The sequence below is a fragment of the Halostagnicola alkaliphila genome, assembly GCF_055379965.1.
This window is the reverse complement of record NZ_AP043826.1, coordinates 3,260,133-3,272,927: the sequence shown is the minus strand read 5'-3', so window position 1 is coordinate 3,272,927 and position 12,795 is coordinate 3,260,133. Positions and strand designations below refer to the sequence as shown.

Annotated in this window: 14 protein-coding genes; 4 read left to right on the top strand and 10 right to left on the bottom strand. The window is 59.1% G+C overall.

The window, feature by feature from the left end:
- Positions 1-51: 51 nt before the first annotated feature.
- The 7 genes from ACZ5C7_RS21785 to ACZ5C7_RS21755 form a co-directional block, all read right to left on the bottom strand.
- Positions 52-474 carry a hypothetical protein gene (locus tag ACZ5C7_RS21785; RefSeq protein WP_464378353.1) on the bottom strand — a complete coding sequence of 141 codons (423 nt, stop codon included), beginning with the start codon at positions 472-474 and terminating at the stop codon, positions 52-54.
- Between the two features lie 336 nt (positions 475-810).
- Entirely contained in the window at positions 811-1,149 is a 339-nt protein-coding gene (locus ACZ5C7_RS21780; protein WP_464378352.1) for a TM2 domain-containing protein, read from the bottom strand.
- A 145-nt stretch (positions 1,150-1,294) separates the two neighbouring features.
- Positions 1,295-1,753 (bottom strand): DUF2085 domain-containing protein, encoded by a 459-nt coding sequence (locus ACZ5C7_RS21775; RefSeq protein ID WP_464378351.1) that lies wholly within the window; start codon positions 1,751-1,753, stop codon positions 1,295-1,297.
- A gap of 231 nt (positions 1,754-1,984) precedes the next feature.
- Complete coding sequence (locus ACZ5C7_RS21770; RefSeq protein WP_464378350.1) at positions 1,985-3,040, bottom strand: NAD(P)/FAD-dependent oxidoreductase; 1,056 nt, start codon at positions 3,038-3,040, stop codon at positions 1,985-1,987.
- Positions 3,041-3,369: 329 nt separating this feature from the next.
- A complete protein-coding gene (locus ACZ5C7_RS21765) occupies positions 3,370-4,167 on the bottom strand; it encodes an ABC transporter permease subunit (RefSeq protein ID WP_464378349.1) in 798 nt (265 codons plus the stop codon).
- Positions 4,164-5,093, bottom strand: a complete 930-nt coding sequence (locus ACZ5C7_RS21760; RefSeq protein WP_464378348.1) for an ABC transporter ATP-binding protein — start codon at positions 5,091-5,093, stop codon at positions 4,164-4,166. The genes ACZ5C7_RS21765 and ACZ5C7_RS21760 overlap by 4 nt, the downstream gene beginning before the upstream one ends.
- Positions 5,094-5,191: 98 nt before the next feature.
- The gene (locus ACZ5C7_RS21755; protein ID WP_464378347.1) at positions 5,192-5,869 is read right to left on the bottom strand and encodes a hypothetical protein; all 678 of its coding nucleotides are present in this window, start codon (positions 5,867-5,869) and stop codon (positions 5,192-5,194) included.
- Positions 5,870-6,105: 236 nt separating this feature from the next.
- Between ACZ5C7_RS21755 and ACZ5C7_RS21750 the strand changes: the two genes are divergently transcribed.
- Positions 6,106-6,561, top strand: a complete 456-nt coding sequence (locus ACZ5C7_RS21750) for an ArsR/SmtB family transcription factor (RefSeq protein ID WP_464378346.1) — start codon at positions 6,106-6,108, stop codon at positions 6,559-6,561.
- 244 nt (positions 6,562-6,805) lie between these two features.
- Here ACZ5C7_RS21750 and ACZ5C7_RS21745 read toward each other — a convergent pair whose 3' ends face one another.
- Entirely contained in the window at positions 6,806-7,012 is a 207-nt protein-coding gene (locus ACZ5C7_RS21745; RefSeq protein ID WP_464378345.1) for a hypothetical protein, read from the bottom strand.
- Between the two features lie 326 nt (positions 7,013-7,338).
- On the opposite strand from ACZ5C7_RS21745, the gene ACZ5C7_RS21740 reads away from it, so the two are divergent.
- Complete coding sequence (locus ACZ5C7_RS21740) at positions 7,339-8,064, top strand: glycosyltransferase (protein ID WP_464378344.1); 726 nt, start codon at positions 7,339-7,341, stop codon at positions 8,062-8,064.
- A gap of 30 nt (positions 8,065-8,094) precedes the next feature.
- Here ACZ5C7_RS21740 and ACZ5C7_RS21735 read toward each other — a convergent pair whose 3' ends face one another.
- Entirely contained in the window at positions 8,095-8,322 is a 228-nt protein-coding gene (locus ACZ5C7_RS21735) for a PLDc N-terminal domain-containing protein (RefSeq protein ID WP_464378343.1), read from the bottom strand.
- Between the two features lie 238 nt (positions 8,323-8,560).
- Here ACZ5C7_RS21735 and ACZ5C7_RS21730 point away from each other — a divergent pair, with 238 nt between their 5' ends.
- Positions 8,561-9,721 (top strand): AI-2E family transporter, encoded by a 1,161-nt coding sequence (locus tag ACZ5C7_RS21730; protein WP_464378342.1) that lies wholly within the window; start codon positions 8,561-8,563, stop codon positions 9,719-9,721.
- A 105-nt stretch (positions 9,722-9,826) separates the two neighbouring features.
- Here the strand turns inward: ACZ5C7_RS21730 and ACZ5C7_RS21725 are convergent, their stop codons facing one another.
- Positions 9,827-10,597, bottom strand: coding sequence for a proteasome assembly chaperone family protein (locus ACZ5C7_RS21725; protein WP_464378341.1), 771 nt, complete (start codon positions 10,595-10,597; stop codon positions 9,827-9,829).
- Between the two features lie 258 nt (positions 10,598-10,855).
- On the opposite strand from ACZ5C7_RS21725, the gene ACZ5C7_RS21720 reads away from it, so the two are divergent.
- Positions 10,856-12,754 (top strand): SLC13 family permease, encoded by a 1,899-nt coding sequence (locus ACZ5C7_RS21720; RefSeq protein WP_464378340.1) that lies wholly within the window; start codon positions 10,856-10,858, stop codon positions 12,752-12,754.
- Positions 12,755-12,795: the final 41 nt, after the last annotated feature.

The following is a 12,795-nucleotide window of genomic DNA, read 5'->3' as shown; positions in this document are numbered from 1 at the left end:
TAAGTCAACGTTCGGTCAGTTGCTTTGCGCGAGTGAGGCGATAATCGTTCGTCACCGGTAGCAGATCCGAGCTTCCCGAAGGGTTCCGGCGATTACCCCGACGACGGTCCCAATGCCGACCAGAATGAGCACGTACGACTCCTGCGGAGCGAACGAATAGACACCGACTCCCAGCAGAACGTAAAAGACGGCGAAGACGACGCCTGCGAACAGTCCGTATCCCGCTCCGACGAGAACGAAATGACGGCTCGAGTGGCGAACTTCGATGTAATACCAGATGCTCCCCATGACGAAGGCGGTGAGGGCTGTGGTGTTCAGATAATACCGGAAGTACGCGTGCTCGAGGAGGAACAGGAGCGTTTCGACGGTCCCTCGAGAACCGGAGAGGTGCTCCCCGACGAACGGGAGTACGTACCCAAGGACGAGCAACGCGACTGTACACGCCATGTTTCGAATCGCTGTTCGGTCCGGCATAGTTCACTATCGTCTCTTCGTATACACCACCGAGCGATAAAACGCCTCGAGATGCTGATCGTACCCGGGTGCGAGTCGAATAACGGCCTCCAGTGGAACAATCTGTAGCTTCCTCTCGAGACGAAGGCGCCGCTGAGCCAGTTTTGACTCGAGGGCCCGAACCGTCAGGAAGTCGGCCGGTGGTCCGTGTACCGTTGCTAGTCGTCCGCGCAGTGGCCGCTGTTGTGTTATAGAGTTGTTCGTAACTATTTTCAGCCAGCCGTCGCGGCGAACGGGTTTCGCGGGCCGAAACCAACGACGGAGTCTCTCGCCGGGAGAGAATCACGAACGACCTTATCAGATCTTTCCGAAGATGCTCCCGTCCGCGTATTTTCGTTCGTACTCCGAATCGTCCGCGATCAGCATGATGATCCCCTCGATGATTCCGAACAGGGCCGGAATTCCGGTCCAGAAGAAACACAGGTAAAGGACGCCGTACTTGATGTTCCCCTGGTAGAACTTGTGTGCGCCCAATCCCCCGAGCAGGATTGCCAGGATTCCGGCCACGAGCTTATCCGAATTCGCGTCGCTCTCGGCGCCGGGTTGTCTCACGCCGCACTCCGGGCAAATTTCCGCCTTTTTGTTTATCCGCTCCCCACACTCCTGACAGAATTTTCCGTTCTCGGACCCGCTCATGTTTCTTTCCTCGAGTGCTGGTGTTTGATCGCCTCTCCGGCGGCGGTCTCTGCGTCGTTGTCGAATCGTTCCCCACTGTCGATGTCGTCTATCATGCGATAACTGACCGATGCTTGTCACAGCGGCCTTATATTAGTACCTATGATTATGTCACGTTCTGTGATATGTACACGAGTGCGCCAGCAATCGCTCCGTAGGCGATTCCCACGAGTACGACGCGGAGATCGGCCGCGAGAAAGAGGTGCGTCAGACCGACGCCGTATCCGTATCCGAGCAGCAAACCCGTCCCCGTTCGAACCGCGTTGTATCCTCGTCGGTCGGTAAACGTCGTTGCCGTCCAGTCGAGGAGTGCGGGAAGCGGGAAAACGAGAATGATGGCGATGGCGACAGTCGGCGAGTGTGCGAGACCGGTCGCGAATAGCGAGACGACGAGAGCGACGAGTATTCCGGGATAAATACCCAGGCATCGCGCGCACACGTGGATTTGCCTCCCGAAGATCACCGGCGAGTAACACCGATACCACTCGGACGGCAGGTGGTGCGAAAGGAGGTAGGGCCAGGTCCTCGAGAGCCCCTTTCGTAACTCCGTCCGATCGATTCCCATGTCTCACCCCAGCGACTACGGCAACTAAAGATTGCGCGTTCGGTCCGCACTCGTCTCCGGATCGGACGAAACAAATCTGGAGTGGGCCGACGGCTAGGCCGTGGAGTTGATTTTCACCGTCGGTCTGTTCGGTTGCTCGAGCGTGACGAGGTTGTAGACGATCGTTCCGTTGATACACGCGGAGCGTCGCGAGACGGCTATCGGCATGTTCGAGACGGCTCGTGGTGTCGTTCAGTCCCCGTTCGACACTGAGCGAGCGACCCGTTCGCCGGTTTCGAGTCCGTTACGGAGCGCTGCGTGGAGCCGCCCTTCACCGGCGACCCAGTCGCCGAGACAGTACAATCCCTCGCGTTCGGCCGATTCGACCGCGCTCCGGTCGACGCCGCCTTCCGGTTGCGCGTAGCGCCACCCGTGGTAATCCGTCCACGCGGGCTTCTCGAGGCGGTCGTCGTCGACGACGTCGGCGGTCAGTCGAGCCAGTTCCGCGACGATCTCGCTCGGATCGTCGTCGTCCCGTTCGACCGACCACGAATCGTTCGCCTGAACGATCAGGACCGACTCGCCGTCGGGAACGTGGCCGGGTTTGCACTCCTCTCGCGCGATCCAGCCGATCTCGTGGCGTTTGTCGGTATTGACGAGCGCGTAGTAGGGGGCCTCGAGTTCGAACTCGTAGCCGAGGACGGCGGTCAGGATGGTTCGGTACTCGACCGCTCGAGCGGCCTCGAGGAGCGCGTCGCGACGCTCGCTTTCCCAGTCGGCGTCGTGGAGGAGGTTCGCAGTTTGCGGTGCTGGCGGATTGCAAAGGAGCCGATCGTACGGTCCCCACCGGTCGCCGTCGGCGTCGGTTAGGTACCACTGCTCGCCGTCACGGCGTATCGCCGTGATTCGCGTGTTCCGGTGTACCGTCGCGTCCGCCGCTCCGAACAGTCGCTTCGCGAGCTGTGTAATGCCCGTCCGATAGGTCAACTTCCGTTCGGTCTCCGCCCGCCCTTCGCTGACCGTGCCGTCCTTGTCGAAGACGTGTATCGGCCCCGAAACGGAGACGAGCCCGTCGGTCTCGAGGTGCTCGGTCACGAGTGAGAGCACCCGCTCGTCGTCGTCTTTTAGGTAGTTCGCCCCGTAATCGTAGTACCGACCGTCCGCGCGTCGCGTCGCCGCCCGCCCGCAGACGCCACCCGACTTCTCGAGTACCGTACACTGCGCGTTCGGTGCGTCCTGCTGGATGGCGTACGCCGCGGCCGCACTCGCCGCACCCGCGCCGATGATCCCGATTTCCATACACGACATACGAACTGACGGAGTAACTGTCTAGGGCTCGCGGTTGCGCTGTCCGCTCGAACGACCTCAGCGTAGGAAAGTGAGTACCCCTCATCACCGTTTTTCCCTCCGATAGTTCGAATTAGCCGACGACACATCTGTCTGGATATATTAGGTTCCCCGTTCTGTTGGCGCTTCTTTCCACACGTTCTCCCCTATGACATTCACAGTCATACACTGGACGCGGGCGGTCGAAAGTCGAAACCAACAGAAGACGGTGGCTTGGTGATTGGGTTGACAGGCTGTCTCCCGAATTCATCTACGGCACGGTGGCTCGGAGGATCCTGCTAACGGCGAATCTAAATGATGTCGGTATTTTTGAACCGGACGTATCCGATAGCAATGGGAACGGTCAGCCACAGGAGAAATACGATTGCGCTGACCCACTCTTGGAGGAGTAGCGGATCTCCCGTCGACAGTTCTCTCGCCCATAACAGGTTCACGACGTTGTTCAGTGCTTCGTGTGGCGGGAGCGTTTCGACGAACTCCACCCACGTCGGCGGTGTTTCGGGTACTTCACCATGGATTGCCCAGTAGATGATGTCACCGAGTACGTAGAGCGCGAAATAGACGGTTAGAAAGAGACCGACAAGCGTTGCGAGAACGCGACGAGGGGTCGTGAGTGCTGCAGAGACGCACACGCCGATAACCGTATAGAGAACGCCGTTCCCGAGATTCGTAGTCAAAAATCGCACATACTCGGACGGTGCGAAACTTCCGTACAACAGATACAGAAAGGGGATCACAAGTAAATAACCGATCGAGACGGGGATAAATAGTGTGAGCGTCCGGCCGACAATCTTACCGAACAGCAACTCCCTCCGATTTACCGGGAGACTGAGAAGAACGTGCAAACTGCCGGACTGGCGCTCGCTGACGATTGCTGAATAGCTGATCAACACCGCAACAATCGGAACGAGGATACTCATCGTGCCGAACGCCGCACCGACACCTTCCTCGAACGTCGGGTCGCCGAAAATATACTGCATCGAGCTCAGTGCGAATGTCAGGAACAAGAACCCGGTCACAAGCACCAGGAACGTCTGAGACCGAATCGAGTCCGCAACGTCTTTTCGAGCAATGGGTCGCCACGTCATGTCTCTGCCTCCGCTTCCGTATAGGCGGCAAACAGATCCTCCAATGTCGCTCCTTCCGTGGTAACCGATTGGATGGGCGATTCCGCTTTACAGAGCTCGCCGAGCACCTCGTTGGTGGCTCCGCTCTCTTTGAGAGCGAGTTCGATGGTGTCCCCGTCGATATCGGCGGCTGCAACGGCATCCCCGTTTTCGATACGGTCGCACATACCGTTTACAGCATCCTTGAACGTGACTCGGATGCTGTTCGTCTCGGATATCTGTGCCCGTAGTTCCGAAATCGTATCCTCTGCGACGAGCGTCCCGTTATTGAGTATCCCGACTTTGTCGCACGTCCGTTCTATTTGGCTGAGAATGTGGCTCGAAAAGAATACGGTCGTTCCGCGTTGATTTTCGGTTTCGATTAGTTGTCGCACCTCTCGAGCGCCGTTTGGATCTAGTCCCCGCGTCGGCTCGTCCAGAACGAGCAGATCCGGCTCGCCGACGAGAGCCATCGCAAGTTTGAGTCGTTGTTTCATTCCGGTAGAAAATCCTCTCACCTGCCGGTCGGTCGTCGACGCTAACCCAACACGTTCACAAAGGTGGTCGGGGTCGACTTCGGTCGCCTTGATACGAGCCACGAATTCGACGTGTTCACGCGCCGTGAGATTGCCGTATAGACCACCGTGACCGGACAGGACGCCGATGCGCTCTCGTAGGGTCGCCACTGCTGAATCGAGCTCTTCGCCAAACAGCTGGATCCGACCGGCGGTCGGCCGAACGAGCGACAGTACCATATGAATTGTCGTGGTCTTGCCAGCGCCGTTTGGCCCGAGAAAGCCGTAGATTTCCCCTTTCTTCACGGTGAGATTGAGATCCTGTACGGCGACGACGTCACCGAACTCTTTGGTGAGGTTTTCCGTTCTGAGTAATGTTTCGTTGTCGGTCATTTCGGTGGAACCTACTGGCCGATACGAAAAAGTCGCTATCTACGGTCAAAATCGATTTTGACCGTCTGAATGCCAGCTCTCGTCTCGAAGGGGAGTTACTAAACGCGAACTGACCGGATATATATCCGCGTTCCTACGACGAACCAGAAAGCGTACCCAACGCTGTAGAAAAACAGTTGAACGAAACCCGTGACTGGTGGCCAGAGAAGCCGTTCACCACCGAGTGATGCGATTACGTGCTCACCGACCTCCGGAAGGTAGACGGTTACGGCGAATCCGGCAACGACAACGAACACGCGAAGCCAGTACAGGCTCGTCACGGACCAGCTCAGTTTGAGTGCGGTCAGTGGTCCGTAATTCCCCGCGATACAGATCTCGGGCGCGAGCCAGAACTTGAACACGACGAGCGCCGAGAGGGACCCGAAAATGAGCGTTGCAGACGCGCCGTCGTAGATACTTTCACCTACGAGCGGAACCGTCACGATTACTCCCCAACTCAGAATCGAGGCAACACCGATTGTAACTCCGGCGGCGACGAGCGTTGCAACGAGCACCGTGAGGACTGCTGGTATGCGCCGTTGACTCGTGACGAAGAGTTTTCGGATAGACTGTTCCGAATCTTGGAGCGCTGCGGTCGTAATCGTCACGACGTAGGCCCGCAACACGGTTGCACTAATCAGCATAAAAAAGGCCACGCTGGTTCCAACGGGCCAGGTCTGTGGCGTCGATTCGAACACGGGCCACAGGATCCAACTCAGAATCACGACGACGGTCATGACTCCGAACACGGAAGGATTCCGCTGAAGCAGTTTCGTCGTCCATAGAAAATCCCCCACGATCGAGCGACGTCTGATGCTCCCGTCGATAGGAACGCATCTCGGACAAGCGCACCCTTCGGTATCATCGGGTCGTCTAATCGGCTCCACTATCGGGAGAGTACGGTACAACGGTCAAAATCAGTTTTTATCGAAATTAACCTATTTCACGAGTGGACCCGAACGGTACTGGCAAGATGAGTACGCTCCTCCCGACTTCGTCAGACGCTAGCATCAAACGAAGCGACGAGCCACACCTACTGTGTATCGACGACGAACACACCTCGGAGGTGTTCAAGACCCTCTCTTCGGACACGAGTCAAGAAATTTTCACCGTACTCAACAAAGAGCCGATGGCAGCACAGGACGTTGCCGACGAACTCGATCTGTCGCTGCAGCAGGTCTCCTACCACCTCGATAACTTACGGGAGGCTGACTTGATAACGGTCCTCGACACGTGTTATTCTGAAAAAGGAATGGAGATCGATGTGTACGGCCCACCAGAAACGCCGCTACTCCTGTATCTGGGGCCTTCGGACGATAAACCGGGAATGCTCGAGTCGTTCAAACGATTCGCTCACGCGCTCGGTCCCGTCGCTGCTCCGCTTGCAATCGGTCAAGCGCTAGTACGACTCGTTTCGGACGACGAATGAGTTCCTTATATGGTAATTGGAGGGTGTCCCGAGTGACACTCTCGAAACCGAGTAGCGGTATCAGTAAATCGAAGGCCTCAGCACTCATAGGGCTCGTCACAACCGGTTGCCGAGACCGGCTCGGAGCGGAGAGATCGTCATCGGCCACTCGAGCATACAGCCTCCGTCGAAAAGTCAGTTCGGATCGCGAGGCGGCGGACTCCTCGGTTGTTCGAATCCACGACAACAAGTCGTCAACTAAAATTCATTCGGACGACGGCTCCGAGTTCCCGGAGACGAACGCGGAGTTACAGTCGTCGATCAGGTTCTCGAGTCGGTTCGTATTCGTCGCGGAGAACGTTTGTTGAACGCGCTCGGTGGGCCGGCCGTCTCGAGTCCGCTGGCGGCTGGGTGTGGTTGGCGTTCGGTTCGGGATTCGTGTCGTCGTCGATTGCAAGTTTTGTGTGCTCATGTCGGTCGGGTGGTGGAACGGGTTTGTGACGTGGATCGGCGAGGCCGTCCAAGAATCGATGCGTCGGATCGAGAATCGTCTGGAAGAGGAGTTCGTCACCGTGCTACGTGTACGACCGACATCTGTACCCAACCCTACAGAGCCGACCACCATAAAAGTTCATGATAGATCAATTCTGGCCACGAAGCGGTGTGAAAACAACCCGCGTGATCGTCTCGATCTCGAATCGCGTTCAGCTCAGTTTCGTCGATATCATCGGTATGCCTCTGTGAGACGAGATCTGCATAGACAATAGTTACAAGACGTGCCCGGAAAGTATCGACTCGATGACCGCCAGCGAGTCGACCGTCGATGTAAGCGCCAGGAATGAGCCCGATCCGCCGGTCGCCAGTTTCGTCGTCCCGGCGCGAAACGAGGCCGACTACCTTCGTGGCACGCTCTCGAGTATCGCCTCGCTGGACACCGCCTACGAGTACGAGGTGATCGTCGTCGACGGCGGCTCGACCGACGGGACGGTCGATATCGCACGCGAGTACGAGGCGACGGTCGTCTCGGACGACGGGGCGGGAATCGGTGCTGCGCGGACGCTGGGCGCTGAACGCGCCGACGGCGAGTGGCTGGCCTTCGTCGACGCCGACACCGAACTGCGGGCGAGCTACCTCACGGCGATGCTCGGGCTCGTCGAGGCGAACGGTCTGGCTGGCGCGAGCTCCGCCTGCCGGATCACGGGTCCCTATCGGGCGAAGCTGATGGAGGCGACGATCAACCACGTCTTTCCGCGACTCGAGTATCCGATTCTCCCGGGGTTCAACTGCTTCGTTCACCGACGGGCCTTCCGCGATATCGGCGGGTTTCCGAACGTGGCCAACGAGGATACGGCGTTCAGCCGGCGACTCGCCCGCTCCTATCCCACGGGCTACTGCTCGCAGGTGCTCGTCGAGAGTTCGGGGCGAAGAATCGCCGAGTCGGGGCTCACGGGAACGCTCTGGCACTACGGCCGGCTGGACCTCGAGCGCGTTCGCTCCCGGAGGGAGAGCCGGCGCTCGAGGTGACGCACTCGCCGACGAAAACGCGGTAACCGGTCAGTACCCGCCGGTCTGGTCCCGACCGAGTATGAGGTACAAAACAAGCCCTAAAATCGGGGCGAGAAAGACGACGATCGCCCATAAAAAAGCCGGATGGCTGCTGTTTTTCTCCGCGTCCGAATAAGTCCAGACGACGAGTGCGAGGAAGAGGAGAAAGAACAGGAACCCCATCAGGAGGACGATACCGCCACCACCACCACTTTGCAGGATCATGTTGGAGAGCATATCAGTAACGGCTTATTCGTCGGGAAAATACTTTATGGTTCTTTGACGAGTTCGGTTACGAACGGTGTTAGCGATTCTCCGTTTCATTCGGAAACGACGGTTGCAGTCCACGTAGTCTAATATAACGGGATTCGGACGGCCGCTATTCGTCCGCTCGCCGAACCGGAAACCCGGCCGATCGCCCATCTCGAGGAGCGGGCGGGAGAGTGAAATAGTTCACCTGTCTATCAGTGGGTAGATGGAGTACGATCGACCGTTCGCACGACGGTTCGCAGTCGGATTGGTAGTCCTCGCCCTCTTCGCGCTCGTCGCGTACGTCGCCGTACGGTTTATCGCAGTGATCGTCTTTGCAGTCTTTCTGTACTACGCGGTTCGGCCCATCCACAGGTTTCTCGAGCGGTTCGGACTTCCCCGCCGTCTCAGAGCGGGGCTCGCGCTGGTGCTCTTCGGCGTTCCGTTCATTATCCTGGTCGCGTACACGATCGCGATCATCGCGCTCGAAACGCAGGCGTTTCTCGCTGCCTACGACGTGCAGGGGGAGATGATCGACCAGGCCCTCGAGGAGGCCGATATCGCCGATTTCGAGGAATTGCAGGAGATCCTCACCGGGGCGGTCTCGCAGGCGTCGCTCGGCGTCCTCGGGGTGAGTCTCCTCGGGACGATCAGCCTGCTCAGTAGCGCGTTCGTCCAGCTACTGATCCTCGTCGTCCTGACGTACTACATGCTGGTCGATGGCCCGCGGTTCATCTCGTGGCTCCTCGAGACGTTCGACGAGTCCGGCGTGATGGGGCAGTACGTCCGCGCCGTGGATCCGGAGCTGTCGATGACGCTCTTCGGAAACATCGTCAACGTGTTCGTCACGGCCATCGTCGGCATTGCGACGTTTTACGCGTACAACCTGTTCGCACCCGTCACCGTGCAGGTACCGTTTCCGGCGCTGATCGGCGCGTTGGCTGGAATCGGGAGCCTCATCCCGGTCGTCGGTATTAAACTCGTCTACCTCCCCGTGACGGTTATACTCGCGGTGAACGCGTGGCTGAGTGGTGATCTGTCGCTGTTGGTCCCCGTCGGCGTGTTGCTCGTCGTCAGCGCCGTTCTCGTCGATTTTATTCCCGATTTCTTCATCAGGGCCCACATCAGCGGCGACCAGACCCACACCGGAATGTTGCTGGTTTCGTACATCGTCGGACCGGCCGTGTTCGGCTTCTACGGGCTCTTCTTGCTTCCGATCCTCCTTATCCTCGTGATCAACGCCGCACACGTCCTCCTGCCGTACGTGCTCTCGGGCAACCGACCTGGGCGCCAGTCGCGTCTCCCCGAGTACACGGACGGAGAGCGCACCTCGAGGCCATCCGACCGGCCCGAGAAAGAACCCTCGCAAGTCACGAACGAGCCCTAAAGGCGAATAACGAGTGCGAGCGAACGCGAATCGATCGGCAAACCCGATTTGCGCTCGTCGAGTTCGGGCCGTTCGAGTTTCTCTCGAGAACGTCCCCGCCGCTCGCTACATGTACATTCGATTTTCGGGGAAGTCGCGGTTCTTGACTGACTGCTCGTTCTGCTGGAGGGTGTTCAACCGGGCGGCGAGTTCTTCGTAGTAGTGGTGCATCTCTTCGGAGCGCGCCTGGAGTTCCTGTTCGTCGACGTCAATATCGTACAGTTGCGTGACCCCGTCCAGCAGTCTGAGTGCGGCGTCGATGTCGGGCCCCGGTGGATGCGAAGGTGTGGTGAGCACGCCGACCGCCGGCTGATTTTCCTCGAGGCTTCGAACGAGGATCTGGGCGTGGACCCCGTCGAGAACGCCGCCCGGAAGCGCCTCGATATCGCTCGCGGTCCCCTCCGCGAAGTGTTTCCGCCGGTACGCTTCGGTGCCGACGTGAAAGACTAGGTGCTCCGCTTCGCTGTGTGGAAACGGTGCCCCCTGTACCAGCGTTATCTCGTCGATACCGTTCGCGCTCGTCCACTCGAGAACCGCGTCGACGAACGGGGCCGCGACCGGGACGGGCACGAATTGCTCGCTGAGTAGGATCGCTAGCTCCGTGTGGTCGACGGAATACAGTCGGATCGGATGGCGCGGTTCTCCGTCCGAAACCGGGGCGACGACGGGAAGGTTGTGCGTACTGACCCACCCGATCTGGGTTGTCTCGAGGTGATCGACGAGGTAATCGATTCCCGTGAGTCCTGCGGCACCGACGTCGGCGACACCGCCGAGGAGTACGGGTCCGGCGTCGGCGTCGTCTTTCGTTCGTACCTCGAACGATGGAGTTCGTGTCATGTCGGACGTACACTGCGTACGATTATAGTTGTGTCAGGGACTTCGTAAAGAGCGTCTCATTCTTCAAGAGGAAGCGGGCAAAGAGATCGATGATCATCCGAACTGTGTGTTAATTGGTACCGTCACACAGCTATTTTATTTCAAACCGTCTCACAATCAATCTTGATCCGAGAGAAATCAAGTCATTGATGTGGTGAGATTCGAAAAACGTGGTAGATGGTACGAGCGCAGCTACAACAATTCTGGTCGTATCTGTGGATGCTCAATGCACAGACCAAAGCGTACCTCACGCTCGACGGCCCTCGCATTCTCGAGGATATGGATTCCGTGAGCGAGGAGGAAAAACGCGTTGCCCGGAAGGCGTTCACCGATGGCGGTGGCGAAACCGCGGCCAATACGACTGACAAGACGGCCAGCAGTAGCCCGAGTGAAACCACCGAATCCGACGGATCCGTCGATACCGTGGAGTCTGCGCCCGCGGGGGAAGGCGACCCCGATTCGAGTTCGGGTGACGACAGCTCACCGTTCGACGCCGGTGGAAACTACAAACTCCGACAGAAGATCGGCTTCGTTCTCGGTCCGCTGCTGTTCGCGCTCATCCTGCTCGGTCCGACACCCGGCGAACCCGCCGGGTTCGAAGGGCAGGCGGTCGGCGCGGTCACGGCCTGGATCGCCGCTTGGTGGATGTCGGAGGCGATCCCGATTCCTGCGACATCGTTACTGCCGATCGTTTTGTTTCCCCTGACCGGTGCAGTCGCCGCGGAAGACACAACGCCGTCCTACGCGGATCCGTTGATCTTCCTGTTCATGGGCGGATTCTTCCTCGCGATGGCGATGCAACGGTGGGGACTGCACAAACGGATCGCGCTTCGGACGATCAAAGCCGTCGGCACGACACCCTCGAGGCTCATCCTCGGGTTCATGCTCGCGACGGCGTTTCTCTCGATGTGGGTCTCGAACAGCGCGACCGTGATGATGATGGTTCCCATCGCCCTGGCGGTCATCTACCAGACGAGCGATCTGATCGACGACACGGGCCTCGATATCGACACCAGCGAAGGCAACTTCACGTTCGGTATCGCGCTGATGCTCTGTATCGCCTACGGCGCGTCCGTCGGGGGTGTCGCCACGCTCATCGGCACGCCGCCGAACATCCTGTTCGCCGGACAGGCGGGCGAACTGTTCGACCAGCAGATTTCGTTCGCCCAGTGGATGCTCTACGGCGTTCCGATCGCCGCGATCGGGCTGGCGACGGTCTACCTCTGGGTCACTCGAGTCGCCCTCTCGCCCGAATTCGACGAGTTGCCGATCGGTTCGGAGACGATCAACACCGAACTCGAGCGACTCGGCTCGATGAAAATCCAGGAGAAGCTGGTGCTCGTCGTCTTCGTCGGGATGGCAATTGCGTGGATCGCCGGCAGCCTGATCGGCGAGTTCGATGCCGTCCCGATTCCGTCCGACCCGGACTCGATCGCACTCGAGGGGGCCGCCCTCGTTCTCTCCGGCCTCGCGCTCGTGCTCGATCCGATCTTTTCGATCCCGATACCCGACGATGTCGACACGATCGTCGCCATTGGCGGGGCGATGGTTCTGTTCACTCTCCCAACGAAAACCGAGAGCGGCGACCACACCTTCCTGCTCGACTGGTCCAGCGCCGTGAAGATTCCGTGGGGCGTCATTCTGCTGTTCGGCGGCGGACTTGCGATCGCAGCCGGCTTCGACCAGTCGGGACTCGCGATGTGGCTCGGCGAACAACTCGAGTTGCTCGAGGGGGTCTCGATGGTCATCATCATCCTCACGGTCGTCACGATGGCGGTCTTCCTCACGGAAGTCACCTCGAACACGGGAATGACGGCGATGTTGATGCCGATTCTGGCCGCCGTCGCGATCGGCATCGGCGTCCACCCCTACGGACTGATGATCGCCGGCGCGACCGCGGCCTCGTTCGCGTTCATGCTGCCGGTCGCGACGCCACCGAACGCGATCGTCTTCGGCAGCGGGTACATCACGCTCCCGCAGATGGCCCGCGTCGGCTTCGGACTCAATATCATCGGGATCATCCTGATCACGATCGCCGCGTTGCTCTGGTTGCCGCTGGCCTGGGGAATCGACCTCGGAACGCTCCCGACGGAGTTCGCGGAGATGGCGAGCGACTAACTCTCGGGCGGGTCGATCGATTCCCGGAGTTGATTCTCACG

Excerpts from the sequence above, each read along its gene's own strand:
- ACZ5C7_RS21785 (WP_464378353.1), bottom strand. The coding sequence starts at position 474 with ATGCCGGACCGAACAGCGATTCGAAACATGGCGTGTACAGTCGCGTTG.
- ACZ5C7_RS21780 (WP_464378352.1), bottom strand. The coding sequence starts at position 1,149 with ATGAGCGGGTCCGAGAACGGAAAATTCTGTCAGGAGTGTGGGGAGCGG.
- ACZ5C7_RS21775 (WP_464378351.1), bottom strand. The coding sequence starts at position 1,753 with ATGGGAATCGATCGGACGGAGTTACGAAAGGGGCTCTCGAGGACCTGG.
- ACZ5C7_RS21770 (WP_464378350.1), bottom strand. The coding sequence starts at position 3,040 with ATGTCGTGTATGGAAATCGGGATCATCGGCGCGGGTGCGGCGAGTGCG.
- ACZ5C7_RS21765 (WP_464378349.1), bottom strand. The coding sequence starts at position 4,167 with ATGACGTGGCGACCCATTGCTCGAAAAGACGTTGCGGACTCGATTCGG.
- ACZ5C7_RS21760 (WP_464378348.1), bottom strand. The coding sequence starts at position 5,093 with ATGACCGACAACGAAACATTACTCAGAACGGAAAACCTCACCAAAGAG.
- ACZ5C7_RS21755 (WP_464378347.1), bottom strand. The coding sequence starts at position 5,869 with ATGACCGTCGTCGTGATTCTGAGTTGGATCCTGTGGCCCGTGTTCGAA.
- ACZ5C7_RS21750 (WP_464378346.1), top strand. The coding sequence starts at position 6,106 with ATGAGTACGCTCCTCCCGACTTCGTCAGACGCTAGCATCAAACGAAGC.
- ACZ5C7_RS21745 (WP_464378345.1), bottom strand. The coding sequence starts at position 7,012 with ATGAGCACACAAAACTTGCAATCGACGACGACACGAATCCCGAACCGA.
- ACZ5C7_RS21740 (WP_464378344.1), top strand. The coding sequence starts at position 7,339 with ATGACCGCCAGCGAGTCGACCGTCGATGTAAGCGCCAGGAATGAGCCC.
- ACZ5C7_RS21735 (WP_464378343.1), bottom strand. The coding sequence starts at position 8,322 with ATGCTCTCCAACATGATCCTGCAAAGTGGTGGTGGTGGCGGTATCGTC.
- ACZ5C7_RS21730 (WP_464378342.1), top strand. The coding sequence starts at position 8,561 with ATGGAGTACGATCGACCGTTCGCACGACGGTTCGCAGTCGGATTGGTA.
- ACZ5C7_RS21725 (WP_464378341.1), bottom strand. The coding sequence starts at position 10,597 with ATGACACGAACTCCATCGTTCGAGGTACGAACGAAAGACGACGCCGAC.
- ACZ5C7_RS21720 (WP_464378340.1), top strand. The coding sequence starts at position 10,856 with ATGCTCAATGCACAGACCAAAGCGTACCTCACGCTCGACGGCCCTCGC.